This is a genomic window from Roseibium algae, assembly GCF_037783265.1.
Lineage (GTDB): Bacteria > Pseudomonadota > Alphaproteobacteria > Rhizobiales > Stappiaceae > Roseibium > Roseibium algae.
In genome coordinates this window covers 205,496-230,232 of record NZ_JBAKIA010000004.1, presented here as the reverse complement: position 1 = coordinate 230,232, position 24,737 = coordinate 205,496, and the positions used below count along the sequence as shown (strand labels likewise).

23 protein-coding genes and 1 riboswitch are annotated in these 24,737 nt (G+C 54.2%); of the genes, 11 read left to right on the top strand and 12 right to left on the bottom strand.

Annotation, left to right across the window (positions count from 1 at the left end; genetic code table 11):
* The first annotated feature begins 245 nt into the window (after positions 1-245).
* Together V6575_RS07405 and msrB are read left to right on the top strand one after the other, a co-directional pair.
* Positions 246-1,208 carry a sensor domain-containing diguanylate cyclase gene (locus tag V6575_RS07405; protein ID WP_340273603.1) on the top strand — a complete coding sequence of 321 codons (963 nt, stop codon included), beginning with the start codon at positions 246-248 and terminating at the stop codon, positions 1,206-1,208.
* Between the two features lie 484 nt (positions 1,209-1,692).
* Positions 1,693-2,097, top strand: coding sequence for a peptide-methionine (R)-S-oxide reductase MsrB (gene msrB / locus V6575_RS07400; RefSeq protein ID WP_340273602.1), 405 nt, complete (start codon positions 1,693-1,695; stop codon positions 2,095-2,097).
* Positions 2,098-2,172: 75 nt separating this feature from the next.
* Here the strand turns inward: msrB and V6575_RS07395 are convergent, their stop codons facing one another.
* Complete coding sequence (locus V6575_RS07395) at positions 2,173-2,529, bottom strand: winged helix-turn-helix transcriptional regulator (RefSeq protein ID WP_340273941.1); 357 nt, start codon at positions 2,527-2,529, stop codon at positions 2,173-2,175.
* Positions 2,530-2,778: 249 nt separating this feature from the next.
* Here V6575_RS07395 and V6575_RS07390 point away from each other — a divergent pair, with 249 nt between their 5' ends.
* Positions 2,779-3,627 carry an SDR family oxidoreductase gene (locus V6575_RS07390; RefSeq protein ID WP_340273601.1) on the top strand — a complete coding sequence of 283 codons (849 nt, stop codon included), beginning with the start codon at positions 2,779-2,781 and terminating at the stop codon, positions 3,625-3,627.
* A gap of 89 nt (positions 3,628-3,716) precedes the next feature.
* Here the strand turns inward: V6575_RS07390 and V6575_RS07385 are convergent, their stop codons facing one another.
* The 3 genes from V6575_RS07385 to V6575_RS07375 all read right to left on the bottom strand — a co-directional run bounded on the left by V6575_RS07385 (position 3,717) and on the right by V6575_RS07375 (position 6,613).
* On the bottom strand, positions 3,717-4,712 hold the full coding sequence (locus V6575_RS07385; RefSeq protein ID WP_340273940.1) for a FecCD family ABC transporter permease: 996 nt from the start codon (positions 4,710-4,712) through the stop codon (positions 3,717-3,719).
* Positions 4,713-4,871: 159 nt separating this feature from the next.
* Entirely contained in the window at positions 4,872-5,816 is a 945-nt protein-coding gene (locus tag V6575_RS07380; protein WP_340273600.1) for an ABC transporter substrate-binding protein, read from the bottom strand.
* 17 nt (positions 5,817-5,833) lie between these two features.
* Positions 5,834-6,613 carry an ABC transporter ATP-binding protein gene (locus tag V6575_RS07375; RefSeq protein WP_340273599.1) on the bottom strand — a complete coding sequence of 260 codons (780 nt, stop codon included), beginning with the start codon at positions 6,611-6,613 and terminating at the stop codon, positions 5,834-5,836.
* Positions 6,614-6,932: 319 nt separating this feature from the next.
* Positions 6,933-7,145, bottom strand: a riboswitch (cobalamin riboswitch).
* A gap of 118 nt (positions 7,146-7,263) precedes the next feature.
* Between V6575_RS07375 and V6575_RS07370 the strand changes: the two genes are divergently transcribed.
* Complete coding sequence (locus V6575_RS07370) at positions 7,264-9,345, top strand: S9 family peptidase (protein WP_340273598.1); 2,082 nt, start codon at positions 7,264-7,266, stop codon at positions 9,343-9,345.
* A 209-nt stretch (positions 9,346-9,554) separates the two neighbouring features.
* On the opposite strand, the gene V6575_RS07365 is transcribed toward V6575_RS07370, so the two are convergent.
* The gene (locus V6575_RS07365; RefSeq protein ID WP_340273597.1) at positions 9,555-10,211 is read right to left on the bottom strand and encodes a class I SAM-dependent DNA methyltransferase; all 657 of its coding nucleotides are present in this window, start codon (positions 10,209-10,211) and stop codon (positions 9,555-9,557) included.
* A gap of 778 nt (positions 10,212-10,989) precedes the next feature.
* On the opposite strand from V6575_RS07365, the gene V6575_RS07360 reads away from it, so the two are divergent.
* Both V6575_RS07360 and V6575_RS07355 read left to right on the top strand, forming a co-directional pair.
* Positions 10,990-12,582, top strand: a complete 1,593-nt coding sequence (locus V6575_RS07360) for an ABC transporter substrate-binding protein (protein WP_340273595.1) — start codon at positions 10,990-10,992, stop codon at positions 12,580-12,582.
* Between the two features lie 164 nt (positions 12,583-12,746).
* Positions 12,747-13,091, top strand: coding sequence for a hypothetical protein (locus V6575_RS07355; RefSeq protein WP_340273594.1), 345 nt, complete (start codon positions 12,747-12,749; stop codon positions 13,089-13,091).
* On the opposite strand, the gene V6575_RS07350 is transcribed toward V6575_RS07355, so the two are convergent.
* On the bottom strand, positions 13,088-14,005 hold the full coding sequence (locus V6575_RS07350) for a LysR family transcriptional regulator (RefSeq protein ID WP_340273593.1): 918 nt from the start codon (positions 14,003-14,005) through the stop codon (positions 13,088-13,090). The two genes, V6575_RS07355 and V6575_RS07350, sit on opposite strands and share 4 nt — an antisense overlap.
* A gap of 108 nt (positions 14,006-14,113) precedes the next feature.
* Between V6575_RS07350 and V6575_RS07345 the strand changes: the two genes are divergently transcribed.
* Positions 14,114-14,431: a putative quinol monooxygenase gene (locus tag V6575_RS07345; RefSeq protein WP_340273591.1), complete on the top strand. Its 318-nt coding sequence runs from the start codon at positions 14,114-14,116 to the stop codon at positions 14,429-14,431.
* Positions 14,428-14,643 carry a DUF2798 domain-containing protein gene (locus V6575_RS07340; RefSeq protein ID WP_340273590.1) on the top strand — a complete coding sequence of 72 codons (216 nt, stop codon included), beginning with the start codon at positions 14,428-14,430 and terminating at the stop codon, positions 14,641-14,643. Before V6575_RS07345 ends, V6575_RS07340 begins: the two co-directional genes overlap by 4 nt.
* 72 nt (positions 14,644-14,715) lie before the next feature.
* Here V6575_RS07340 and V6575_RS07335 read toward each other — a convergent pair whose 3' ends face one another.
* From V6575_RS07335 to V6575_RS07310, 6 genes are all read right to left on the bottom strand, one after another.
* On the bottom strand, positions 14,716-15,636 hold the full coding sequence (locus tag V6575_RS07335; RefSeq protein ID WP_340273589.1) for a c-type cytochrome: 921 nt from the start codon (positions 15,634-15,636) through the stop codon (positions 14,716-14,718).
* A gap of 16 nt (positions 15,637-15,652) precedes the next feature.
* Positions 15,653-16,108 carry a c-type cytochrome gene (locus tag V6575_RS07330; RefSeq protein WP_340273588.1) on the bottom strand — a complete coding sequence of 152 codons (456 nt, stop codon included), beginning with the start codon at positions 16,106-16,108 and terminating at the stop codon, positions 15,653-15,655.
* A 162-nt stretch (positions 16,109-16,270) separates the two neighbouring features.
* Positions 16,271-17,752 carry a methyl-accepting chemotaxis protein gene (locus V6575_RS07325; RefSeq protein WP_340273586.1) on the bottom strand — a complete coding sequence of 494 codons (1,482 nt, stop codon included), beginning with the start codon at positions 17,750-17,752 and terminating at the stop codon, positions 16,271-16,273.
* A 286-nt stretch (positions 17,753-18,038) separates the two neighbouring features.
* Positions 18,039-18,638: a superoxide dismutase gene (locus tag V6575_RS07320; RefSeq protein WP_340273585.1), complete on the bottom strand. Its 600-nt coding sequence runs from the start codon at positions 18,636-18,638 to the stop codon at positions 18,039-18,041.
* Positions 18,639-19,007: 369 nt separating this feature from the next.
* Positions 19,008-21,023 carry a methyl-accepting chemotaxis protein gene (locus V6575_RS07315; protein WP_340273584.1) on the bottom strand — a complete coding sequence of 672 codons (2,016 nt, stop codon included), beginning with the start codon at positions 21,021-21,023 and terminating at the stop codon, positions 19,008-19,010.
* A gap of 346 nt (positions 21,024-21,369) precedes the next feature.
* Entirely contained in the window at positions 21,370-22,245 is an 876-nt protein-coding gene (locus tag V6575_RS07310; RefSeq protein WP_340273583.1) for a DUF6159 family protein, read from the bottom strand.
* 250 nt (positions 22,246-22,495) lie between these two features.
* Between V6575_RS07310 and V6575_RS07305 the strand changes: the two genes are divergently transcribed.
* The 3 genes from V6575_RS07305 (at position 22,496) to V6575_RS07295 (ending at position 24,723) form a co-directional block, all read left to right on the top strand.
* On the top strand, positions 22,496-23,170 hold the full coding sequence (locus V6575_RS07305) for a thermonuclease family protein (RefSeq protein WP_340273582.1): 675 nt from the start codon (positions 22,496-22,498) through the stop codon (positions 23,168-23,170).
* Between the two features lie 170 nt (positions 23,171-23,340).
* Complete coding sequence (locus tag V6575_RS07300; protein WP_340273581.1) at positions 23,341-24,504, top strand: YbfB/YjiJ family MFS transporter; 1,164 nt, start codon at positions 23,341-23,343, stop codon at positions 24,502-24,504.
* Positions 24,505-24,564: 60 nt separating this feature from the next.
* On the top strand, positions 24,565-24,723 hold the full coding sequence (locus tag V6575_RS07295) for a hypothetical protein (protein WP_340273580.1): 159 nt from the start codon (positions 24,565-24,567) through the stop codon (positions 24,721-24,723).
* Positions 24,724-24,737: the final 14 nt, after the last annotated feature.

The following is a 24,737-nucleotide window of genomic DNA, read 5'->3' as shown; positions in this document are numbered from 1 at the left end:
ACGTAAAAATTTGATTTCCAATTAAAATCGCTCATTTTCTTTGCAATATTGCACATTTTTTAAAGTTGAATTTTAGCAGACACCCACCCTAAGTAATAAGCAGATATTTTACATACCATTTGCTTCACTCCGAAAAACTACCCCATCTTTTGATCAAGCCTGCGACATCATCCTCTAGGGAATTTTTGATTGAACTTTTTCGATAAATCCTCAATACACCGGATTACGCAAAGCTCGGAAAACCCATGAAATCCTCTGTAAAACATCCGAAAGACACTCCAAGCTCAACAGAAATCGACTTTAAGGCGATGACCGAGGCCAGCGTAGATTTGATCCTCCAGGTCGATACCGAGCGGAACTTCGCCTATGTCTCCCCGTCAGTCACCCACGTTCTTGGCTGGACGGAAGAAGAGTTTCGCCGCGAGTTCGCCGGGGCTGTACATGACGATGATCGCGCGCGTCTGACACAACACTCGATCAAGCTCATAACTGGAGCGCAACAAACCAACAGAATACGTTTCCGTGTCTGCAAAAAGGATGGCTCCGAACTCTGGATCGAGGGGGTTTCAAAACGGCTGTCCAGCGATCCAGCAGTTGCAAGCGGATTTGTCGTTTCAGCGCGCAATGTGACCGAACAGAAGCTGTTGGAAGACAAGTTGGAGACCCTGGCCAGAACCGATGGCCTGACCGGACTTGCAAACCGCAGGGCGTTTGACGAGGCCCTGACACGGAAGTGGGCCCTTGCACGCAGAGAGCAAACTCATTTGAGCCTGCTGATTGCCGACATTGACCATTTCAAGAGCGTGAATGACCACTATGGCCACCAGGTTGGTGACGACTGCCTGCGCGCGATAGCCTCGGTGCTCAAAGGCATTGCGCGACGGCCATCAGATCTGGCGGCAAGATATGGCGGCGAGGAACTGGCGATCATCCTGCCGCGCACCGGGGAGGCAGGTGCCAAAGCCCTCGGCGATACCATTCGGCAGGCAATTCAGGATCTCGCCATTCCCAGTCATGCAAACATCGATCATGGCAAGGTGATCACCGTTTCCGTTGGTGCAGCCACAGCTGTTTGCATAAATGGCTCCAGAAACACGGAACCGGAAGCCCTGCTACAGGCCGCTGACAAAGCACTCTATCTGGCCAAATCCGGAGGACGGAACCGGACCGAAACCTCCATGCTGCTGATGCAGAAGATAGAGGACTGACGGCACAGCTAAACCCACTAGCCAGTCTTCGAATGTCCTGTACTGCACGTACACTTCAACACCACATATGCCTGGCAGCATCCTTGGACAAACAGAACCATAGGGCCGTCATCCCCGACTTGATCGGGGATCCAATCCACGTCTCGACTTGCAGCGACGGTTGGACTTAACGCCGCCCCGCGCCGGATAGGCATCAAATCACCGAAGAAACTCTGGAAATGAGTAGATCCCCGATCAAGTCGGGGATGACCACAGGTGAATGTAGGAAGGCTTAGTCATCACGGCGGATCATGCCAATGACCGACGCTGCGGCGATCACACTTTCCCACTCCTTCAAAACGCGTTTCAACGCTGCTCGGGATGAGGGAGAGCAAGGGGTGTCTCCAGGCACTGTTTGTCATCTGCCGGCCTGGATAAGCACCGCTTGTCATCCCAGTGTCTGGATCCTAAGTAGAGAGAACAAGCGAAACGGGGACAAGCTGCCATGACGGATGTAGCGAAAATCAAAAAGACAGCCGCCGAGTGGCAGGAGCAGCTCACGGCGGAGCAGTTCCATGTCTTGCGGCAAAGCGGAACAGAGCGGCCTTTCACCGGACCTTACTGCAACAGCTTTGACCATGGCCGCTATGATTGTGCAGGCTGCGGACAGCCATTGTTCCTGTCGGACACAAAGTTTGATGCGGGCTGTGGCTGGCCGAGCTTCTTCAAGGCGGTCGCCCCAGAGGCGATCACAGAGATCGAGGATGCCACACTCGGCATGGTCCGTACGGAAATCCGTTGTTCAAAGTGTGACGGCCATCTTGGGCACGTGTTCCCGGACGGCCCGCCGCCAACTGGCCTGCGCTATTGCCTCAACGGGCATGCCATGACGTTTACTCATGAAACGTGAGTAAACGCTCCCCTTCCAGTCAATCGTCGCAGCGACAACTGACCGGTTCTTGCCCCAAGCCTGATCCAAAGCCAGTCAGTCTGGCTGTTTTTCGTCGGTAACGATGCGGCTGGCTTGCATGATCCGGCCCATGTTCAGTTCAATCCAGTCGGCAAAGTCGCGCACTTTTTCAGCCGCCTCTGCGCCCAGCGGCGTCAGGGAGTATTCGACGTGGGGCGGCACGACCGGATAGGATTTGCGGTCAATAAACCCGTCCATTTCCAACGCTTGCAGCGTCTGGGCCAGCATTTTTTCGCTGACGCCGGAAATCTTACGCCGCAATTCCGAAAACCGGTGGGTGCGCTCCAACAGCGCAATCAGCACCAGAACGCCCCATCGGCTGGTCAAATGGTTCAGTATCTGGCGAGACGGGCATTGATCGCTGAAAACCATCCCCTTCCTCACAGCATCAGACAAAGACCCGGGCGGCGCATTTTGCACAGGGTGCGACAGTTCGGTCGCATTGTGCTTTTCCGGCTGCTCTTCGGGGAAACTTACTGACTCATTTTTCGACGATTGCATCAAGGAAGGCATCCGCGTCTCCATTTTTTCGATACTTACCTTTTAGTGTGTACTTACAAAAGGAAAGTTAGCAAGACATATTGCAACTATCGAATTCAAATTGACCTCAAGGAGACCAAAATGATTGCTGTAACCGGTGCGAATGGCCAACTCGGCCGCCTTGTCCTTCAGGCTCTGGCCGACAAGGGCGCAACCGATATCCGCGCCCTCGTCCGCTCGCCAGACAAGGCGCAGGATCTTGCCAGCGCGACAGTGTCCGTGGTTGAGGCAGACTATAACCGTCCGGACACCTTGGCTGCAGCTCTCAAGGGGGTCGACCGTCTGCTGTTCATCTCAGGCAGCGAAATCGGTCAGCGCATTCCGCAACATACAGCTGTGATCGAAGCTGCAAAGGCGGCAGGCGTCAAGTTGATCGCCTACACCAGCATCCTCAACGCCGACACCTCAACAATGATCCTGGCTCAGGAACACAAGGCAACCGAGGCCCTTCTCAAGACGTCCGGCGTTGCTCACGTGTTGCTTCGCAACGGCTGGTATCTGGAAAATTACGCAGGCTCTCTTGGAGCGGGTCTGCAGTTCGGCGCAATTGCCGGGGCTTCCGGTGATGGAAAAATAGCTGCGGCAAGCCGCCAGAACTACGCCGATGCTGCGGCTGCTGTCCTTCTTTCCGATGACAACTCCACTCGCACCTACGAGTTGGCAGGAAACGATGCTTTCACGATTGCGGAATTGGCTGCAGCCCTTTCCAGCGCCACTGGCAAGGACATCCCGTTCAACAATATGCCACAGGACGCCTATGCCGGCGTTCTGGAGCAGGCAGGCCTGCCGAAGCCATTTGCTGAAATGATTGCCGATTGTGATGTGGCCGCAGGCAAAGGCGCGCTCTTCAGCACATCGAAAGACCTGGAGAAGCTGATCGGACACCCAACCTTGCCATATGGCGATTTCGTCCGCGCATTTGCTGCTTGATAACCGGACCGGACACCCCACCGCGTACTGCGGGCCGATCCGAGAGTGCAGGCTCCCTGTTTCCCAGGGAGCCTGTACGCTTTTTGGACCTAGTTGCCGGTGTTTCTGGTGCGCAGCAGCCCCAGAAAAAACAAGCCACCCAGAAATCCTGTGACGATGCCAACCGGGATATCCTCCGGGGACAACAGCGAGCGGGCTGCAAGGTCTGCCCAGATCAAGATCAGCGCGCCCACCAGAACGGATGCCGGCAAAACACGCAGGTAACTTCCCCCGGTGATACGCCTCACGATGTGTGGCACCATCAGGCCGACAAAGCCTATAATCCCGGAAAAAGCGACCATCACACCGGTGATGAGCGAGCAGACCACGAAGATCGTCAGGCGAAACCGGGCAACCGGAATACCCAGGGTCGCAGCGGTCTCATCGCCAATGGTCATTGCATTGAGATCGCCTGCCTTGGCCAACAGATAAGGCAGGGTCAGCGCCAGAACGCCCGCCGGAAACACCAGATGGTTCCACTGGGCGAGTCCGAGGCCACCGAGCATCCAGAAGATCACCGTATGGGTGGCGCGCGGATCGCCCATGAAGATCAACATGTTGGCGAATGACATGAGGATGAAGGAAACCGCAACGCCCGCCAGCACCAGCTTGTCCGCGCTGGTCGCACCGGTCAGGCGGGTGACGGCCAGCACCATAACCGTCGCCAACAGCGCCCCGGCAAAGGCCATCAAAGGCACAGTCAGAAGCCCCAGAAACAGCCCCGTGTGCAACAGCGCCATGATCGCGCCGCATGCCCCGCCCGACGAAATGCCGAGAAGATGCGGATCAGCAAGCGGATTGCGGGTCACAGCCTGAAGCGCTGCTCCGACCGCAGCAAGCCCCGCGCCGACACAAGCTGCCAAAATGGCGCGTGGAATGCGGATTTCCCAGACAATTGCCTCTCGCCCTGTTGTCCAGACCGGTTCAAACATCCCCGGCACGATCTTGTTAGCGATAATGCCTGCAACTGTGCTGGCTGGCACAGGCACCGCGCCAAATGAAACAGCCACCACAAAGGACACCAGCAGCAAGACAAGGCCCGCCATTAAAACCCCGAAGAACCGCCAATTCTCTGGCAGAACTGCAGATGAAGACTGGTCCGCAGCTTCAAAATGGGCAGCAGGTGCTGTGTGACCGCCACGTTCCTGAAGGTCAGACCCCTCCCCATCCTGAAGGTTGGCTGCTGCGGTGCGGTCCAGCATGTCCTAGTCTCCCCAGAACGCGGCAGCGAGCTTCTTGACAGCTTCAATGTTACGCGGTCCCGGCGTCGCCTCGACATAAGACAGAGTGACGAAGCGATCATTCTTCACTGCATCGATTTTGGCCAAGGCCGGATTGTTCCGCATGAAGTCTCGCTTTTGTTCGGCTGTCACAGTGCCATAGTCAACGATCATGATCACGTCCGGGTTCTTCTCGACCACGGTTTCCCAGTCAATGGTCGCCCAGCTCTTGCCTAGGTCATCCAGAACATTGACGCCTCCTGCAGCCTCGATCAGGGCCGTTGGCATGGCATATCGTCCGGCAGTGAACGGCTTGTCCTCGCCGCTGTCATAGACAAATACCTTTAGCGGTTCTTCGCCGGTCTTCAGCGTGGCGCGGAAGTCCTCCAGTTCCTTGCGATATCCTTCGACCAGTTTTTCCGCGCGATCTTCAACATCAAAGATCCGGCCAAGGTTCAGAAGGTCGTTGTACATGTCCTCCATGGACACCTTTGGTTTGGCTCCAATGTGAATGCAGGATTCAGTCAGTTCATAGACCTTGATGCCGAACGGTGCCAGCGTCTCCGGCGTCACTTCGCCGCCGACCTTCATGCCATAGTTCCAGCCCGCGAAATAGAAATCAGTCCCAGCGCCCAGCAGGACTTCTTTGCTCGGGTATTTCGCCGAAAGCTCCGGCAACTCGGCTATGCCATTCCGCATTTCCTCATCCAGGGTCTTCCAGCCGGAAATGCCGGTGTAGCCAACCATATGATCGCGCAAGCCAAGAACCAGCATCATCTCGGTCAGATTGACGTCGTTGGAGACAGCCGCTTTTGGCGGCGCGTCGAATGTCACATCCCTGTTGCAGCTCTTCACGGTAGTCGCGGCAGAAGCAGGCGCGGCAATCATCAGCGCAGCCAGAATGGGCAAGGTTGCCAAAATACGTTTCATTTCAAAGAGAACCTTATTCAAGACGGAAGAGAGAAAGTCAGATGGGGCTGCCCGCTCGGCTGAAGCAGCTCAAGACGGCTTTGAACAGCGAAGGCCGCATCGACATGCTCCGGCGTGATCACCTGTGAAGGCGGCCCAAAGGCCAGAGGATACCCTCCAGCCAGCACCAGAACCGTGTCGCAAAGGCTGGCAGCCATATTGAGATCGTGAAGGCTGGTCACAACAGTGACAGGAAGGCCCCGGACCAATTCGAGAATTTCCAGCTGATGGCGAATGTCCAGATGGTTCGTCGGCTCGTCCAGAACCAGGAGCTTGGGCTCCTGCGCCAGCGCCCGGGCGACCATCGCCCGTTGCCGCTCGCCGCCAGACAAGGTGCCGAACCGCCGGTTTTGCAAGCCTTGCAACTGCATGTCCGCAAGGGCTTTGGTGACGATAACCTGATCCCTCCCGGCAGGAGATGAAAAGCCTGAAGCATGTGGTCTGCGGCCAAGAGCCACAATTTCACGGACGGTCAAGGCAAAATCCGTTGGCTGCTCCTGCAGAACGGCGGCAACCTTTTGAGCTGCTTGCCGGGCTGACAGGCGCCACAGGTCTTGTTCATCCAGAAGAATCTGCCCTGTTCTGGGCTTCAAATAACGATAGATCAGCCGCAACAAGGTTGATTTTCCCGCGCCATTGGCCCCGACAACCCCAAGGCAGTCGCCAGGGACCAGCTCGAAGCTGACAGGATGCAATAGCGTCAGCCCTTTGGATGGACCCCAGCTAATCTCCCGTATTTTCAACGATGCGGCTGTCATTTTCACTTTCCGGTTTACAGCGTGACACAAATCAAAAGACCTGATGCGCAACCAACACACAAATTTGTAATGTTATTACATAACCAAAGTCAAGCCCCACAAAAGCCCATTTACGAAGACGATTGTCTCCAACGGGCTCATCGGGCATGGGAACGATATCCGCGATCAGAATGCCTGAATGACGAAAGGCTTCGCGATGCCAGAACGCGCAGAAGACCGAACGGCCACACGAAGAGCTGCAAGCGCCCGCAAAACGGGTGTAAAAAGGGGGGATTTCAATGCCATCTCGCGATCTCCTCCGGGGCACCCCGCCCGGGTTGAGGGTTAAACACGGATGGCAGGTCTCCTGACTTGCGGGTCGCAGCGCACCTGAGCCTTCCCGGATTGCTCCAGTGGCCTTGTTCAGGTTTGCTCACCGCCTACAGTTGCGGGGGCAGTCACGGACTCGGCGCCTGTTGGCTACACCTTACCGTATTCCCTTTTCATCCCAATCCCACTACGGAGATCAGAAACCATCAAACCTCTAGGATAAGCGGCCTGACGGGCATGTCAATCTTACTGTCACCGGTATGAGGCGCAATCATGTGATGTCTTCTGCCAACATCTGCCCCTTGTCTCATGCGCCTAAAAATCCTACTTCGGAAACTATGATGAAACAGCCAAAGCCTCCGCGTGCTGAAGCACGCCCCCTCACCCTTGAAACCCACGGCATCACACGTCAGGACGATTACGCCTGGCTTCGAGCAGAGAACTGGCAGGAAGTCATGCGTGACCCTGATGTTCTCGATGCAGACATCCGGGCTTATCTGGAGGCGGAAAACGCCTATCAGGAGACCATGCTGGCTCCGACAAAGGACTTGCAGGACAAGCTGTTCGCCGAGATGCGCGGCCGGATCAAGGAAGACGACAGCTCGGTTCCCTCCCCGGATGGACCGTATCTATACGGTATGAAATTCGTCACTGGTGGCCAGCACCCGAAGTTCCTGCGCAGCAAGCGCGACGGGTCTGATGAAGAGATCATTCTGGACGGTGACAAGGAAGCCGAGGGCAAAGCCTATTTCAAGTTCGGCGGCGCGGGTCATTCATCTGACCACAAGTTGCTGGCCTGGGGCTATGACGACAAGGGATCGGAATTCTACTCCCTCCAGATCCGTGATCTGGAAACCGGCAAGGACAGCGAAACCCGCATTGAAGACACTTCTGGCGGCGGGACGTTCTCGGCAGATGGCAAGTATCTTTTCTACATTCGCCTGGATGCCAACCACCGCCCATCCAAGCTGTTCCGTCACGAGATCGGCACAGATCCGGCGTCCGATGCCCTGATCTTCGAGGAAGAGGATGCAGGCTTCTTCATGGGCGTCGGCAAGACCCAGTCCGGCGACACGATCATCATCGATATTCATGACCATGAAACGTCAGAAATCTGGACGATCTCAGCCCACGCCCCCCTGGACCCGCCGCATCTGATTGCGCCGCGCGACACGGGCGTCGAATATTCCCTCGATGACAATGGCGACACCTATTACATCCTGACCAATCTGGGTGGCGCTGAAGATTTCAAGATCGTCACCGCACCAAAAGCGACGCCGGGCCGTGAGTTCTGGACCGATCTGGTACCGCACAAGCCAGGCTGCCTGATCCTGTCCCATGACGTCTACAAGACCTTTATGGTGCGCCTTGAACGGGAAAACGGCCTGCCGCGGATCGTGATCCATCGTCTGGCGGATCATATCGAGCACGAGATTTCCTTTGATGAGGAAGCCTTTTCGCTGGGTCTTGGCGGCGGTTACGAGTTCGATACCACCGAAATTCGCTTCAGCTATTCCTCGATGACCACACCGTCGCGTGTCTATGACTACGACGTGGAAACCCGCAAGCGGTTGCTGCGCAAGGAACAGGAAGTGCCATCGGGACATGTTGCGGGCGATTATGTCACCCGGCGGCTGCAAGCCCCGACGGCCGATGGCGAGACCGTGCCGATCTCCCTGCTCTATCGCAAGGACACGCCGCTGGACGGATCTGCGCCTTGTCTGCTGTATGGCTACGGATCTTACGGCATGTCCATGCCAGCCAGCTTCAACACCAATGCGCTGTCTCTGGTTGATCGTGGCTTTGTCTACGCCATCGCCCATATTCGCGGCGGCAAGGACAAGGGCTTTCGCTGGTACAGGGACGGACGACGCGAGACCAAGAAGAACACCTTCACCGACTTCATCGTGGCTGCCAAGCACATGGCAAGCGAAGGCTTCACCTCTCACGACCGGATCATCGCCCAGGGCGGATCAGCTGGCGGAATGCTGATGGGGGCTGTGTCCAACATGGCGCCTGAGGCCTTTGCCGGCATCATCGCAGAGGTTCCCTTTGTCGATGTTCTGTCGACCATGCTCGACGACACGCTGCCCCTCACCCCACCGGAATGGCCGGAATGGGGCAATCCGATCACCGAGAAGCCAGCTTATGAGTATATCGCCAGCTATTCTCCGTATGACAATGTTGCAGCCAAAGACTATCCGGCCATTCTTGCAGTTGGCGGTCTGACAGATCCGCGCGTGACCTATTGGGAGCCTGCCAAGTGGGTTGCCAAATTGCGCGCGACCAAGACCGGCGACAATCTGTTGATGCTCAAGACCAACATGGAAGCAGGTCATGGCGGTGCCTCTGGCCGCTTTGACCGCCTGAAGGAAGTGGCTCTGGTTCAAGCCTTTGCATTGATGGTCGTCGGCAAGGCCTGACGGGAGATAGTTGTCGGCAAGGCCTGACAGGAAATATTTGCCAGCAAGGGTCACACCTTGCTGGCCGGGTTTTGATCGTTTTTCGACTGTGAGCTGGAGCAACGAGCTCACAGTCGGGCAACGTCACAAGAGCCCTGAATTCAAAGCCTATCGGCGTAGGCTCTGAGCTCGCTCTGCCTTCGCCTCAAGGCCGCAGACATTTCCTGATGCTATGTTAGCTTGGGACCGCGCTTATAAACCCAGTAGTGGGCATCTTCTTCTGCAATATAGCGTGCATCAGGTATGATCAGAATTTCCTCAAGAAGGCCTCTGCGCACCAAATCCTGACTTTCTTTCTTGAAGTCTGATCCGCTCAAATAGCTGTTGCGCGTACTCACTGCCAAATGGCCGTCTTTCGTCAACAGCCGCGCCAATGTCAAAAGCGCTTCCGGCTCGACGTGCCCAAGGGTGAAGACCCCACAAGAAACCACCAAATCGTACTTGCGATCAAACACGCTAATACGATCAACTGTTATGTCAACGCTGCCACGAAGTTCTTTATAAGCGCCGGTTTTTTCAGCTTCCATGACCATCTCATCCGAGAGGTCGAAGCCGTCAACAACCTTGAAGCCAGTTTCCTGAAGCGCAAGGCCAGACAAACCTGTGCCGCAACCAGCATCCAGAACGCGCACATTCTCCGGTTGTTTGTGTAAATAAGAAACAGCAATCAATGATGCCAGATTACCGATGACTTCCGGGCCACCATAGCTCTGATCTTTCACGTCCTGATCGTAGTTGGCAGCCCAATCCTTATAGTAATTTTTGATTTTAGAAATATCGCCGTCTAGATCATGGGATGCGTGAATCGTCTCATTCGAATCCTGCATTTCATTGCTCCTCGTTCAATCAATTATTTCTGTCGTGCGCAGGCACTGGGATGCACCCGTCAAGAAAAGATTTTTGAACAATGCAGCGGGAACGCACATGGCGCGCGCTCCTACACGATCCCCAACGATAATGGATATCGTTCGAGGAGATCATCTTACCACATCGAAAGTGCCACGAACGCGAAGAGGCGCTGTGCAGCAGGATGCCAGTCATGAAGTATTCTGCGTTAGGCGCAGTCGGCATACCTGAGGCGCTGTAATTTCAGAATCCGTAGAACACCAAAATAAATACAGCGAACATTCATTTAAATAACTTAGATCTAATTCATCTTCAAGCCCACACCTCAAATATTTTAAAGGCTCCTCTAAAATAGAAAAAGCTGACAAAACATAAGCAATGATCAAGCAAATTCAAAATTTACTTATACTTTATCCATCTTATTATTTATATACGATATGAATTCAATCTCAATATAACTAATTCACAATCTTACTTCACTTCATTTTCACAATACTGACACATAATATCGTTCTCAAAAAAGAAAACACCAGATCGAGAAACAGCCCCTATGAAGCAGGCCATTGAAATGATGTCGAATGGCCTCACAGACCGAGCCGGTTCGGCGGCACGACCCGTTTTGATGGCACACAGTAAACGTAAGTCGATCACACAGTTTTGAGGGAGATGCCCACCGCTCACAGGGCTTCAGCATTTCTTTTATCTCCAAATGGCATAGGCTGATTTCAATCAAAATCAGCCTATGCCATGGGGGATGTCATGACACACTCACACAATCGTACTGGACGCATTGCGGTCGGGATTACGCTCGCTGCGGCGCTTCTCGGAACTGTATCAACCGCCAGCGCTGCGGAACTGCGCTGGTCCTCGCCAACCGACCCTCAGACCATGGACCCCCATGCGGTCAATTCTTCGCCCGTCCTTGGCTTCCTGAATAACGTTTATGAAGGACTGGTCCGCCGCAACAAGGACATGGCCATCGAAGGGTCTCTTGCCGAAAGCTATGAGCCCCTTGGCGGGGATGGCTGGCGCTTCAAACTGCGCCAGGGCGTGACGTACCATGACGGTTCTGCCTTCAACGCGGAAGACGTGCTGTTTTCCTACCAACGCGCCTCTTCAGACGAATCCGACACAAGCTCGTGGTTCTCACCAGTCAAAGACGTGATCATAGTTGATGACTACACAGTCGACTTTCTGACCCACAGGCCGGATCCGATTTTCCCAGATTCCATCGCCAATTTCATGATCATGGACAAGGAATGGTCTGAAGCCAATGGCACGGAACGCCCTTCCAAAGACACCGAAACCTTCGCAACGTTGAACGCCAATGGAACAGGCCCCTTCAAGATCGTGGCCCGTGAGCCGGGCGTCGAAACTGTTCTGGAACCTTTCGACGGCTGGTGGGACACAGCTGAGCATAATCTGACGAAGGCAACGTTCCTGCCAATCGCCAATCCGGCAACAGCGGTGGCTGGTCTTTTGAGTGGTCAGGTTGATCTGATCAACCCGGTTCCAGTTCAGGACATTGACCGGATCGCCTCTCAAGACGGTCTCAAGCTTCACCAGGGCATCGAGGCGCGTGTTATCATGCTGGGCTTTGGCCACAGTCATGACGCGCTGAAATACTCCAAGGAAACCACAGACAAAAATCCGTTCCAGGATGTGAGGGTCCGCAAGGCAGCACAGCTCGCAATCAACGCGGAAGCTCTTGTCGAAAAAATCATGCGCGGCAATGCGGAGGTCGCCAGTCAGCTGGTGAGCCCGCAGATGAAGGGCTACAGCGAGGCTGCAGCCAACCGGGATGGCTTCGAGCCTGAGGCTGCAAAAGCACTGCTTGCGGAAGCTGGCTATCCGGACGGGTTTTCCTTTGGCCTCATGTGCCCGAATGACCGCTACATCAACGATGAGGCACTTTGCAAGGCCATGGCCGCAATGCTGACCAAGGTTGGCATGAAAGCCGACCTGACAGCAATGCCGGTTCGCACCTATTGGAAAGAACTGCGCGCAGGCAATTACGACATGTACCTGCTTGGCTGGTCACCGGGCACCTTCGATGCCGAGCACCCGGTCCGCTTCCTTGTCACCACCCAGAACAAAGAGAAAAAACTCGGCAGCTGGAACTTCGGCGGCTATTCGAACGCCAGGGTTGACGAGCTTCTGCCGCTGATCCAGCGAGAAATTGACCCGGCCAAGCGTCAGGGTATGCTTGATGAAGTCGCCATGACCGTGAAGGATGACGTCGTCTATGTGCCCTTGCACATTCAGCCGCTTCTATGGGGATCCAATGCGAATGTCGAGCTGACCCAACGGGCTGACAATTTCGTCATGCTGCGATGGATCAACGTCAATTAGCGCCAGGTAGAAGATACGGGACCGCATCCACAGACAATGCAGTGGTTAAGTTGCGGTCTCGTTTTCAACCTTGGCAAGAACGGCGAATGACGTTAGGGATCAAGTCAATCAGGTGTGACAGGTCCTGCGCGCGATGATGCAGCGAAAATTGCGGAGAATTGAGAATGGTTCGGTCCCAAATAGCCAAGGTCAGCGCTTCCCTCTTCGCGCTGGCATTCCTTGCAGCTTGCCAGATCCAAACACCAAGCGACGTGTTGTTTGCACCCACCTATGACACGCGTTACGTGCCCGAGACCTACGGCACCAAATATGACTGCAAGGCCTATAAGGCTGCTGGCAACACATCAGGCTGGAAGGGCATCGTAGGCGGTAAGAAGTATGACTTTGACCGCACCTTCAACGTCTCTCGCGCCGGCTGCTTCAAGACACAGGCCGAATGCCAGACGTTCCTGACCTATATGTCCGGTTACATCGACATGGCGATCTACAGTCGCTGTCAGGCGACCTAGGGGTCTCTGTAGCTGGGCACTTCGCCCTGCAGAACCGGAATTTCGCGAATGGAACTCTGCATGAAGTCACGCAGGCATTTGGCCCGGGCGCCCAGCAGGCGTCCAGATGGCCAGACCGCAAAGAGATCACGCCTCTGCCCCTGCCAATCGCCCAGTACATGGACCAGACGGCCATCAGAGACCTCTGTTTCAATCTCAGAGACTGGCAGAAGAACGATGCCAAGGCCATCACACGCCAACTGGCACGCCATACCGATATCATCAACCACCGTTGCCGCAGTGAGTTGAAATAACGCTTTCTGCCCAGTGCTAATGTTTGATAAATCCCAGGTTGGCAATGAACGAACACCAATGATGCTGTGGCTTGCCAAGTCTTCAGGCCCGGCCAGATGGCCATGTTTCCCAAGATAATCCGGCGAGGCCACAACAATCGTCGCAACAGTCCCAAGGCGTATTTGATAGAGCTGTGAATCTGGTTGAGGGCCAATCCGCATCGCCAGATCCGCTCGTATGGAAGCCAAATCCGTAAAGCCGTTAGAGAGCCGCAATTCAAGCTGGATCCGCGGATGCTCCTTCATGAACGCCGACCACATGGGCTGAAGAAGCTTCACCGAAATGTTGGTTGGCGCTGCGACAGTCAACGGGCCAGTGACTTGATGAAGATCAGCACTCAAGCTACGCGCCGTGCCCTCAAATTGATGCACCAGCGCGCCAAAGGCCTGATAATAAGCCTCCCCCTCTGCAGTAAGGGCAAATTTCCGGGCAGACCGATGGATGAGCTTGCAACCAATGCCTTCCTCCAGTTTGCGCAATCGGCGTGTTACCGTCGCCGGGGGAATCTGCAACCGGGATGCAGCTGCGGCCAGTCCACCCGCCTGGACGATATGAACGAAGAGCGTGATGTCATCCAACATGATTTCATTTCCGGAATCTGAACTCTCATTTTATTCTATATATTACACAAAACGAAAATCATAAAACCCTTCTGCAGGATCACACATCCCTTCAGACAGGAGAACGACATGACAGACTATTTTATCAGCGCAGGGATCGAAGCCGCAAACGGCGTTGAGCTGCCAGAAGTTGAGCAAGCACTGAAGGCACTGGTTCAAGCAACTGCAACAGAGCCGGGCTGCATCTCCTTCGAAATCCGCCAAGACCTGGAAAACCCCAGGCGCTTTATCTTGTGGGAACGCTGGAAGAACCCGCAGGCACTGGCTGATCATTTCGAGGCTGTGCACACCAAGGCCGTGCTCGAACGCAAAATCACGAACGTACTCTACATCGAGAAGCTTGGCCCCATCGGCCTCAAGAAGGAAGGCGCAGGAGCTTCCGAATGAAGCACCGCATCATCTTCTCAGCCTTGATGTCACTGCTACTGTCTTCCCTGATGTCCTGCTGGGTCACCTGGATCAATCTGGGCTGGAGCCCCACGTTCTTCAGCCATTGGATGGACGCATTCATCCTCGCCTGGCCAGCGGCTGCCGTAATCGCCTTCATCTTCGGGCCAAGTGTGCAGTCACTGGCTACCCACATCTCCCGTCGTATCTAGGGGCAGGCTTCATAACTGAGCTCGTATAGATAACCGAAGCCATCTTCGCCGTGTAACACCAGCCACCGCGTCTCATTGATGCGGCGGCAAAGCCTTCAGATAGGTCGCGATGGCCTCACGGTCGCTGGCAGGCAACTTGGCCATATTGGCCTGCACATCCACCATCTCGCCGCCAACACTGTCGTATTCTGGCGTGAAGCCGCTTTCCAGGTAATAGGCAATGTCGGCAAGGCTCCAGCCGCCCATGTCCGAAGACGGATCCAGACCCGGCACCCTGCCCTCACCGGTTGGAGCAGGCGCGCCTTCCAGCCAATGAGCTATATCCAGTCCGCCCAAAGCATCGCGCGGAGTATGGCACTCGCTGCAATGGCCCGGCCCTTCAACCAGATAACGTCCGTGCAGCCACAGGTCCCGCTCCGTCTCGCCAAGCTCGGAAGGCTCCTCAATCACCGGATCAGGCGACAGGTTCAACAGCTTCCAAAGCCCCAGACCACGCCGGATGTTGAATGGAAAACCAAGTTCATGGGAAGCGGCCTTGCCGGAAACCGCAGGCAGCGTTTTCATGAAGGCGAACAGATCTGCCGTATCGACCAGACTCATGCGGGCATAAGATGTGTAGGGGAAAGCCGGATAGTAGTGAGCCCCCTCCGGTGATGTGCCGGTCAGCACGGCATTGGCAAAATCCGCCTTTGACCAGTCACCAATGCCATCCTCCGTATCGCTTGAGATGTTGGGAGACACAAAGACGCCAAACGGTGTTTCCAGCTTCAGCCCTCCGCCAAGCTGCAACTTATCGCCCCCCTTCGCACCAGGAGCAGCATGACAGGAGGCACACCCCCCCGCCCAGAACACCAGCTCACCGCGCCCGGGGTCGCCATCTGGCAAAGCAGCAATTACGGCATCCGGCAACGGATTTGGAGCAGACAGGACCCAGCCTGCTCCAGCTCCAAACAGCCCAAGCACAACCAGACTTCCGGCGAGCCTCTTCAGCATGATCGGGCCCCACAGATTATTTCTTTACCCGGAAATCCTGATGGCAGGCTTTGCAGTTGCCGAAAACCGGCCCCATTGCAGCTTTGAAAGCGTCCACATCAGCCGGCCCATTTTTGCCCGATGCAGCCATAGCCGCACCTGATGCACCGGCGAACTTTGCAAGCGCGGCTTCAAAGCCCGCAGCATCTTCCCAGATTTTCGGGGAGGCTGTGGTGTCGCCTGTGTCGGTTCCTGCAGGAAAAAAGGAACCAAATGAATGTGCTGAGGCATCCATGGCCGCGATCACAGCCTTGCCTGCAGCCGGGGTGTAAGCGATCTCACCCTTCATCATGCCGCCGCCGAGGCCTGCGGCCGCACCAACCGATTGCATGATCGATTGCCTAATGGCAATTGGGTCACCGGCCGCGATGACTGAAGTTGCACCAATGCTGGCAACGGAAGCCAGCACCATTCCAAAAAACGGTTTGCGCATGTTGATCTCCTCTCCGAGACCTACAGACTTGCAAGTCAGCCAGCATCAATCAAGCAATGGATGCGATATCACGCCCCTGTGATCAGAAATTGCATGCGCAGCTCAACATAAGGCCCTTAATAAAAGGAGCCTCTTAATTTCCGAAACTGATCAAATGAATCTTCACGCGATCGAGCGGGAAGCTTCACGGACCTTTTGTGTCGCCGCATCAATCTGCTCCATCGCAGATGAAATCACCTGGGCGCTGGACGTCACCATCTCGACACCATGCGATGCGGTTTGCATGTTCGTTGAAATTTCCCTTGTCACAACCGTCTGCTCTTCGACACCAGCAGAAATGTTGGTCGAGATATCGTTGATCTTCTCAATGATGTCCATGACGGCCCCAATCGCCACAACGGCATCGGCGGTCGTCGACTGAACAGATTCAATCTGGCTGGAAATATCTTCCGTCGCCTTGCTGGTTTGAGAGGCCAGACTTTTGACTTCAGAGGCAACCACCGCGAAGCCCTTGCCCGCCTCACCTGCGCGCGCAGCTTCAATCGTCGCATTCAAAGCAAGAAGGTTGGTTTGATTGGCAATATTATCGATCAACTCGATCACATTACCGATCGTTTTCGCGTCTTCAGAAAGCCCGGTCATGATCTGGCTAGACTTGGCTGCCTCGCCCACCGCTTTCTGGGAGACCTCCATGGCAGAGTTCACTTGCCGACTGATCTCCTGGATCGACGCAACCAGTTCTTCAACCGCAGCTGCCACTGTTTGGACACTTCCGGCAGTTTGCTCCGACGTCGAGGCTGAATTGGTGGCCTGCTCGGCCGTGGTCGACAATGTCGCTGCAATTTCGTTCAGATCGGCATCAATCCCGCTCTGAACATCGGCACGGCGTTGGCGTTCATTAATCTCACTTGTAATGTCGGTCGCAAACTTGACCACTTTCACAGGCTTACCTGATGAATCGAAAATGGGATTATAGGTTGCCTGAATCCAGACATCGGAACCATCTTTTCTAATACGCTTGAACTCGCTTTGCTGGAATTCTCCGGCTCTCAGTTTTTCCCAAAATCCTGCATACTCGGCAGAGGACCTGAAAGCAGGATCAACGAACATACTGTGATGTTTGCCTTCCACTTCACCTTTCCGATAGCCCAGGGCATTCAAGAAATTATCATTCGCATCCAGAATTGTGCCGTCCATCTCGAATTCAATGACGGCCTGTGATCGTCCAAGAGCTTCAATTTTTCCTGCATATTCAATATTCATCAGCCGCTCGGCAGCATCGGCCCATTCGACCACAGTGCCGATCCGCTTGCCGCCCTTGAACATATGATTTGCAATCAAATCGAACGTGCGCTCCCCAATCTTGATCGCTGCACGATGGGTGTCGGTCAGATGATCCAGCAGCCCTCTTTGGTGCGCCGGGTTCTTATGAAACACGTCAATCGATCTGCCGATCAATTTATCAACTTCAAAGTCGGGGAATTTCTGGCGAATGTCCGTTTCCGCATCGCGCAGCAGATTTTTTACAGCATCATTCATATAGACAATGTTGTAGCTGCTGTCGGCAATCATCACGTTTGCCATCAGCTCTTCAACTGCGGCAACAACTAGGTTTTTGGGCGTTTTCGCGGAACCTTGAAGCATTTTCTTTCCTCAGAATTATTCTCAAGCGCAGAAGGCTGGTTAAATTTAAATCTGATGGATTCGAGTTAATTATTAATAAATCTCACAAATACCAAAGCTTAAATTTAAAAAAATAAATCGCACAGCAAGTAAAAAACCCTACAGTTTATATAATAATAAACTTATTACACTGTCATATATACTTAATACAATATCCCACTACAATATTAAGCACCCTGTAGAAAACGACATAAAAAAACCCCAACCTAACAGGCCGGGGTTCTTGATTTCAAAACTCAACAACTGATCAGGAAGCAGCTTCGTAAAGCTCGAGAACGTAGTCCCAGTTGATCAGGTTATCGACAAATGCTTCCAGGTACTTCGGACGCGCGTTGCGATAGTCGATGTAATAGGAATGCTCCCAAACATCACACCCCAGCAGCGGGGTTGCACCGTGAACCAGCGGGCTTTCGCCGTTGGCTGTTTTGGTCACAACCAGCTTGCCGTCCTGTAGTGCAAGCCAAGCCCAACCTGAGCCGAATTGGGTCGCACCAGCTGCGATGAAATCTGCGCGGAACTTGTCATATCCCCCCAGATCGCTGTCGATCTTGGAAGCAAGAACGCCAGGGAGAGACGTGCCGCCACCGTCTTTCTTCATCCAGTTCCAGAAATGCAGATGGTTGTAATGCTGTCCGGCATTGTTGAAGAGGCCAGCATTCTTACCGAAGCTACCCTTGACGATTTCTTCCAGAGACTTGCCTTCCAGACCACTGTCTTTCAGCAGATTATTGCCGTTTGTGACATAGGCTTGATGATGCTTGTCATGGTGAAATTCAAGCGTCTCGGCAGACATGTAAGGGCCAAGAGCGTCATAGGCATAGGGAAGTGCGGGAAGTTCGAAAGACATGGGAAACTCCTTTGGGTCCGGTGACCAGCGGAGACTTTCAGGGCCAATACGGCCCACGTTGTTCCCCGCCTCGGAGTGCAATTTAGGAGCGCCCAATGACAACAGCAATGCCCAAGTCGCAAATAAAAAAATATTTTTGTTGTTTTTTATCAACTCGACCGGAAAGCGACGCAGCAAAACGCCCCCAGCTTTGAACATTTCGCTTCGGATGAGCGACCTCGAATTCAGGGATGTGCCTGGTTTTACGGTGCAGATTACAGTTGAGTCGTGATTTTCTGACGAAGTCTCATTTGGATCAGACAGCAATCGGGCCTAACAGAGGGGAACTGTCCGGCCCGAGACCACTTTCAAGATACAGCAGGCTTTGCCTTAGGCGGCCCGAATGTTGTTCAGGAAGCCCTGCACTTCTTCACGCAATGTCTCTGCTTGCTGGGAAAGTTCGGAGGCAGCGCTCAGGACTTGACTTGCGCCCGACCCAGTTTCTTCAGCTGCTTCCGCGACACCGGCGATGTTGACGTTCACTTCAGAAGCACCTGCCGAGGCTTGGCTTACCGCATGAACGATTTCCCGTGTTGCAGCGCCCTGCTCATCAACAGCACTCGAAATTGCCGTCGCCGTTTCATCCAGATCCCGGATTGTGCCGCCAATTCCGCCAATCGCGGTCACAGCCTTCTCCGTAGAGGACTGGATTTCAGCGATTTGTTCACTGATCTGGCTGGTTGCGCGGCTGGTTTGTTCGGCAAGATGCTTCACTTCAGATGCAACGACCGCAAAGCCTTTACCAGCATCTCCGGCTCGGGCCGCCTCAATGGTGGCGTTCAAGGCCAGAAGGTTGGTCTGTTCGGCAATGCCCGAAATCACCTCAACAATATTGCCAATCCGCCCAGCAGCTTCACTCAGATCACTCACGACCACAGCGGTGGTTTCAGCTTCAGCAACCCCCTGCCGCGATTTTTCAGCCGATTGACCGACTTGTCTCGATATCTCATTGACAGATGCCCCAAGCTCTTCAGCAGAACTTGCAACTGTCGCGACATTGGCACCAGCCTCTTCTGCGGCACTCGACACGGTCACAGCTCGTTCCGAAGTGGATTGGGCAGACCCGGTCAGCTGAGTGGCAGTTGCCTGCATTTCAGTTGCCGCTGATGCCACCATCTCAACAATACCGCCAACGGAACGCTCGAACTGATCTGCCATCTCCAACGTCGCCTGACGACGCTCTTCTCGGGTTCGCCCTTCTGCCTCTGCCTGCTCCTGCTCCATTCTCTTGACTGCAATTGCATTGTCCTTGAAGACCTGAACAGCTTTTGCCATCTGGCCCACTTCGTCCTTGCGCTCGGCACCGACGACTTCGACAGTCAGATCATTGTTGGCAAGTGTGTTCATCACAGACGTGATGCCCATGACAGGCTTGGAGATTCCGCGCGCGATAAACCAAGCAGCGAGAATGGCAAAGATCACGGCAATCGCGGCCACAGTTACCGATGTCTCGACAGCCTGCTGCGCATCGGCTTCAGCGCGTGGGCCAAGTTCATCCTGCAGATCCTTGTAGCCAAGCTTCATAGTCTCGATCAGATCTGCTGTTTCAGGGCCAACCTTGTCCAGTGTACCCTTGATCAGGCCATTCCGCTGCTTAATGATAGCGGCCGTTTCGGTGAATGCCGTCATATAAGCTGTGCTGTCGGCAAGAACTTGCTGAGTGAGTTCGCGGCGCTTCGGGTTTTCCAACCGAGCCAGTAAATCCTCTGATGCGGCGGACAGTTTGCCAAACTCTTCTTCCGTCCGGACAAAAGTTGCCTCCGTATTGTCGAGCAGGAACTTCTGCGCATAGAGCCGCCCCAGAAGCAGATGCTTTTGAGCAACGCCCGCGAAGTAACCGGCCTCGGCATCTTTGTCAGCAAACGCACTGTCCATGACACCGGACAGGGCTTTTTCCATCGCCGGGCCGCGCTGATTCAAGACATCTGATACCAGCTGGTTTCGCTGTGCCTGAAACTCCGTCACCTTGTTGAAGGTATCAGAATAGATCTTCATGTCGTTCTCGACCGTATCAAGACGCGCGATCTGATCTGGGCGTTCCAAAACACCCTTGGTTTGTTCGATCAATTCCAGTGTCTTGCCAACACGTTCCTTGACGACCTTGATTGCGTCTTCATTGGCGCTGATAACAAAGTCCTTAACACCAAGGCGCGCCGACAGCAAATTCGCCTGAACGCGTCCGACCGCATTCGTGTTCTTTGCGTAACTCCGGTAAGTGGACAAGTTTTCACTTGAATTCACCAACCCCAGATCAGAAACGACACTGACCACAATCAACAAAGACACCAAGGCCCCAAACCCTGCATATATCTTTGTAGAAACTCGTAAATTTGCAAACCAACTCATATTAATCCCCACAGTTTACCAGCCCCCCAATAAGGACCGCCGCCAAATTAACTCTGAGTAAGATTGAGCCAACTTCGTTATCAAACTGTATAGACGGAATTTTTTAGCCCGCTAATTCAAATAAATAGCTGGTTAAGCATCGTTAATTATAACAATTCGTCACTCTCTTTTGATTACAATTTTATGACAAGGCATACCCTTGGTTTTATCCTCCAACAATTATTGACGTACATTTTCACAAGCCTGCGTGCGAATCACTTCCATGGCCCCATCAAGAACATTCGTTCCACCAAGCGGCTGTTTCCATTCGGCACAGATCAAACAGCACGCTAGGCGAAGCAGTCATTCAGCCTTCCTTTTTGGAAAACGCGCTGCGGATCGTACGTTCGTCAAAATGCTTCGGAATTACGCCCTCCACAGCATAGATATAAAGCGCGCCCTTCAGGATCGCGGCCAGTGTTGTCGTGAGCAACGTCGTTCCCACGATCCACACAACAGCCACCGCCCAAAACCCATAGGCAACACTGGGCTGATCCGAGAAAAGAACCGCACCAGCTGCAATCAGCAAGACACCGATCAAACCGGCAAGAAGGTTCAGGCCTGCAAGGCCAGCGTGGGACGCCAACGATTCACCCCATGTCTTGCGCATGGCCGATACAGACCGCTTGACCGCTTCTATGGGACCAACGCGATCCACCACAAGCACAGGGATCGCAAAATAGATGGCCACAGCCCAGGCTGCACCTATGAACCCGATAAACAATCGGGCAAGGCCACTTGAGCGATCTTCGATCAGTTTCAAAATATATCCGACCGTGGAGACAAACAACGCCCATACAAAGATCTGATGCAGATTGCGCATGGACGAGCGCAGACCATCCATGACGGTTGGATCACCACCTGCAAACCGGATCATCGTGCAGGTGAGAAGCGCTGCATTGAAAAAGATGATGATGAAAGAACACGCAAAATAGATCAGGAAGCCACCGATCAAGACGCGCGGGTCATTTTGGAACTCGGCCTCGGTTTGAAACGAGTTCATGAACACCCCCAGCTCGCCGGAGGACCAAAAAGGCCAGAAAACACCGCCCAACAAGCACAATAATGCCAGTGTGCTCAAAATCGGAAACACCAGCATTTCCTTGTCGAGCATGAGCACCTTCCAACACACACCACCTAATGCAATTGCCGTCTCGATCTTATTTGCAAATTTCTCAAACATGCACTGCTCCGCCTTGATCCAGGGTCCGGCCCCTAATTGGGTCACAGCAAACATCAAATTCATTGTGTTTTCTTAAAGCTGCCCAAAGTGACGACCAGCCGGGAAAGCTCGTCACGAACCGGACCGGCAAACGTCCATCCACAGAGAACCCGGATCATACAAGGCCATCTGTCCTTCACAGGTTGTCGGGCACGGCTTCTGGTTCCACGCTTTCTTATCTTGATGATTTGATTCGAAATGGATTTTCGTAATGCGTAAAAGCGCCCAATCGCTTCCGCGTGCTGCTATTTTTGTGCTCGGTGTTTTAATCGCAGCCCTGCCTGCGGCGGCTGGGCAAGGCCTCGCCGTGCGTATCATTGATGGCGATACGATCCAGCTTGGCCGCGACAAGATCCGCCTTGATGGCATCGACGCTCCGGAGCTGGCTCAGTCCTGCAAAAAATCCGCGGGCAAGACCTGGTCCTGCGGCAAGGCCTCCAAGGCGTATCTCGAACGACTTGCCTCTGCTGGACCCGTCACCTGCCATGGCGACGAACTGGATGTCTACAGCCGAAGGATCGCAACATGCCATGTCCGCGGACGCAATTTGAACGCGGAAATGGTCCGCTCCGGTCAGGCATTGGCGTTTCGACGCTACTCTGCGGCCTATGTGCTGGAAGAGGATGCTGCCCATCTCGAAGGGACAGGTCTTTGGGCTGGCGAATTCGAAGCTCCCTGGGACTACCGCGCTCAAAAATGGCAAGTCGCCGCACAGACAGGTCCTGAAAACTGTCCGATCAAGGGCAATATTTCTGGACGTGGCAAGATCTATCACACGCCTTGGTCACGGCATTATTCCCGCACCCGGATCAACAAAGCTGCCGGAGAGCGCTGGTTCTGCTCGGAAGCCGATGCCATTGCCGCTGGCTGGCGCGCACCTGAGTAGGTCCAGACCAACAGTCGAGGCTAGTCTATCACAGACGTAGACTTCAAAAAGAACCTTAAGGATTTCGAATACCTGCAACACGTGGACTGGGCCTTGCGTTCCAGGGTGCCAGCAATATGCTGCCCAAACACATAGACCAAGACCTTTCGCGCACAGGACAATTTAGTTTCATGATTGCTGCTCCCATCCGCCTGGCCATTGGCGGCGCACTTTGTCTTGCAGCTGCCATGGGGATCGGGCGGTTTGTCTACACGCCTATCCTGCCCTTCATGGTCGAAAACGTGCCGCTTGCTCCCAGCCAAGCCGGTTTGATCGCAGCAGCAAACTTTCTCGGTTATCTGGTCGGAGCTCTGGCTGGATCGTTCGGGCATCTGCCGGGTTCAAAACGCAACTGGATGCTCGGCGCGCTTTTTGCCAGCGCTGTTACAAGTGCCGCGATGGCATTGGGTTCCGGACTTGTCGTGTTCTGCCTTCTGCGCTTTCTAGGCGGTTTTGCCAGTGCATTTGTGCTGGTGTTTGCCTCTTCCCTGGTGTTGGAGGATCTGGCGCGCGCGGGCCGAGCCAATCTCTCTGCGCTTTACTTTTCAGGCGTTGGCTGCGGCATTGCTCTATCAGCAGTTCTGATTGCCGCCCTGTCTCATTCAGCCGTTGGCTGGCAAGGCCTGTGGCTGGCTTCAGCTGGCACAACACTCCTCTTGCTTCTGGCCTCCGCGCTGCTTGTCATCAAAGAAGCTCCACCTGAAGTCTCAAGCTCCCAAACGGCGGCAGCCCAGACAGAGGTAGAGACCAGACAACCGGCCGCTCTTTACCGGTTGATTGCTGCCTATGCTCTCTTCGGCTTCGGCTACGTCATCACCATGACCTTCATTTCGGTGATTGTCAGGGAAGACCCAGCCCTTTCGGGACTGGAAGAAATCGTCTGGCTCGTTGTAGGGCTGGCCGCTGCCCCCTCGATCCTGTTCTGGAACAAGATTGCAAGCCGAACCAGTGCCTCCATGGCCTTTTCGATTGCCTGTATTGCAGAAGCTTTGGGTGTGGCCCTCAGTGTATCTGGTGGTGGCGCTATGATCATCTTGCTGTCAGCCGCGCTTGTAGGCGCAACGTTCATGGGCATCACAGCACTTGGATTGATGGAAGCGCGAAAGTTGTCAACCGGGGATCCACGGCGCATACTGGCCATCATGACCGCCAGCTTTGGTCTTGGGCAGGTGATCGGTCCATGGCTGGCAGGCTATCTGCATGATATGACAGGTAGCTTTCAAAGCGCATCTTTTGCCGCAGCGATATCCCTGATCATTGCAGCAGGATTGAGCTTTCGGCGCAAGGCAAGGTAACCTGCCCATGATGGCCACTGAAAAACCGGCACCCAAAAGACGAACCCAGAAAGGGCAATCATGGAAAAACAAGGAGAACAGGATTGGCCTTCGCTGAAAAAGCAGCTTGAAGCCGAGGGCAGGACAGATCTTGTCAAGGTTCTGGAAGACCTGATCCAGGAAGGGCAGCGCATAGAAACGGCCAAGGTTATGGCGCAGTTAAAATCAGAGAATTCATAAAGCCCAAACACATG

Bases quoted from the DNA above. Each gene is read 5' to 3' on its own strand.
- V6575_RS07365 (WP_340273597.1), bottom strand. From the start codon at position 10,211: ATGCAGGATTCGAATGAGACGATTCACGCATCCCATGATCTAGACGGC.
- V6575_RS07300 (WP_340273581.1), top strand. From the start codon at position 23,341: ATGATTGCTGCTCCCATCCGCCTGGCCATTGGCGGCGCACTTTGTCTT.
- V6575_RS07360 (WP_340273595.1), top strand. From the start codon at position 10,990: ATGACACACTCACACAATCGTACTGGACGCATTGCGGTCGGGATTACG.
- V6575_RS07380 (WP_340273600.1), bottom strand. From the start codon at position 5,816: ATGAAACGTATTTTGGCAACCTTGCCCATTCTGGCTGCGCTGATGATT.
- V6575_RS07395 (WP_340273941.1), bottom strand. From the start codon at position 2,529: ATGGTTTTCAGCGATCAATGCCCGTCTCGCCAGATACTGAACCATTTG.
- V6575_RS07320 (WP_340273585.1), bottom strand. From the start codon at position 18,638: ATGTCTTTCGAACTTCCCGCACTTCCCTATGCCTATGACGCTCTTGGC.
- V6575_RS07370 (WP_340273598.1), top strand. From the start codon at position 7,264: ATGAAACAGCCAAAGCCTCCGCGTGCTGAAGCACGCCCCCTCACCCTT.
- V6575_RS07325 (WP_340273586.1), bottom strand. From the start codon at position 17,752: ATGCTTCAAGGTTCCGCGAAAACGCCCAAAAACCTAGTTGTTGCCGCA.
- V6575_RS07355 (WP_340273594.1), top strand. From the start codon at position 12,747: ATGGTTCGGTCCCAAATAGCCAAGGTCAGCGCTTCCCTCTTCGCGCTG.
- V6575_RS07385 (WP_340273940.1), bottom strand. From the start codon at position 4,712: ATGGCGGGCCTTGTCTTGCTGCTGGTGTCCTTTGTGGTGGCTGTTTCA.
- V6575_RS07330 (WP_340273588.1), bottom strand. From the start codon at position 16,108: ATGCGCAAACCGTTTTTTGGAATGGTGCTGGCTTCCGTTGCCAGCATT.
- V6575_RS07405 (WP_340273603.1), top strand. From the start codon at position 246: ATGAAATCCTCTGTAAAACATCCGAAAGACACTCCAAGCTCAACAGAA.
- V6575_RS07340 (WP_340273590.1), top strand. From the start codon at position 14,428: ATGAAGCACCGCATCATCTTCTCAGCCTTGATGTCACTGCTACTGTCT.
- V6575_RS07390 (WP_340273601.1), top strand. From the start codon at position 2,779: ATGATTGCTGTAACCGGTGCGAATGGCCAACTCGGCCGCCTTGTCCTT.
- V6575_RS07335 (WP_340273589.1), bottom strand. From the start codon at position 15,636: ATGCTGAAGAGGCTCGCCGGAAGTCTGGTTGTGCTTGGGCTGTTTGGA.
- msrB (WP_340273602.1), top strand. From the start codon at position 1,693: ATGACGGATGTAGCGAAAATCAAAAAGACAGCCGCCGAGTGGCAGGAG.
- V6575_RS07295 (WP_340273580.1), top strand. From the start codon at position 24,565: ATGGAAAAACAAGGAGAACAGGATTGGCCTTCGCTGAAAAAGCAGCTT.
- V6575_RS07305 (WP_340273582.1), top strand. From the start codon at position 22,496: ATGCGTAAAAGCGCCCAATCGCTTCCGCGTGCTGCTATTTTTGTGCTC.
- V6575_RS07345 (WP_340273591.1), top strand. From the start codon at position 14,114: ATGACAGACTATTTTATCAGCGCAGGGATCGAAGCCGCAAACGGCGTT.
- V6575_RS07310 (WP_340273583.1), bottom strand. From the start codon at position 22,245: ATGTTTGAGAAATTTGCAAATAAGATCGAGACGGCAATTGCATTAGGT.
- V6575_RS07350 (WP_340273593.1), bottom strand. From the start codon at position 14,005: ATGTTGGATGACATCACGCTCTTCGTTCATATCGTCCAGGCGGGTGGA.
- V6575_RS07375 (WP_340273599.1), bottom strand. From the start codon at position 6,613: ATGACAGCCGCATCGTTGAAAATACGGGAGATTAGCTGGGGTCCATCC.
- V6575_RS07315 (WP_340273584.1), bottom strand. From the start codon at position 21,023: ATGAGTTGGTTTGCAAATTTACGAGTTTCTACAAAGATATATGCAGGG.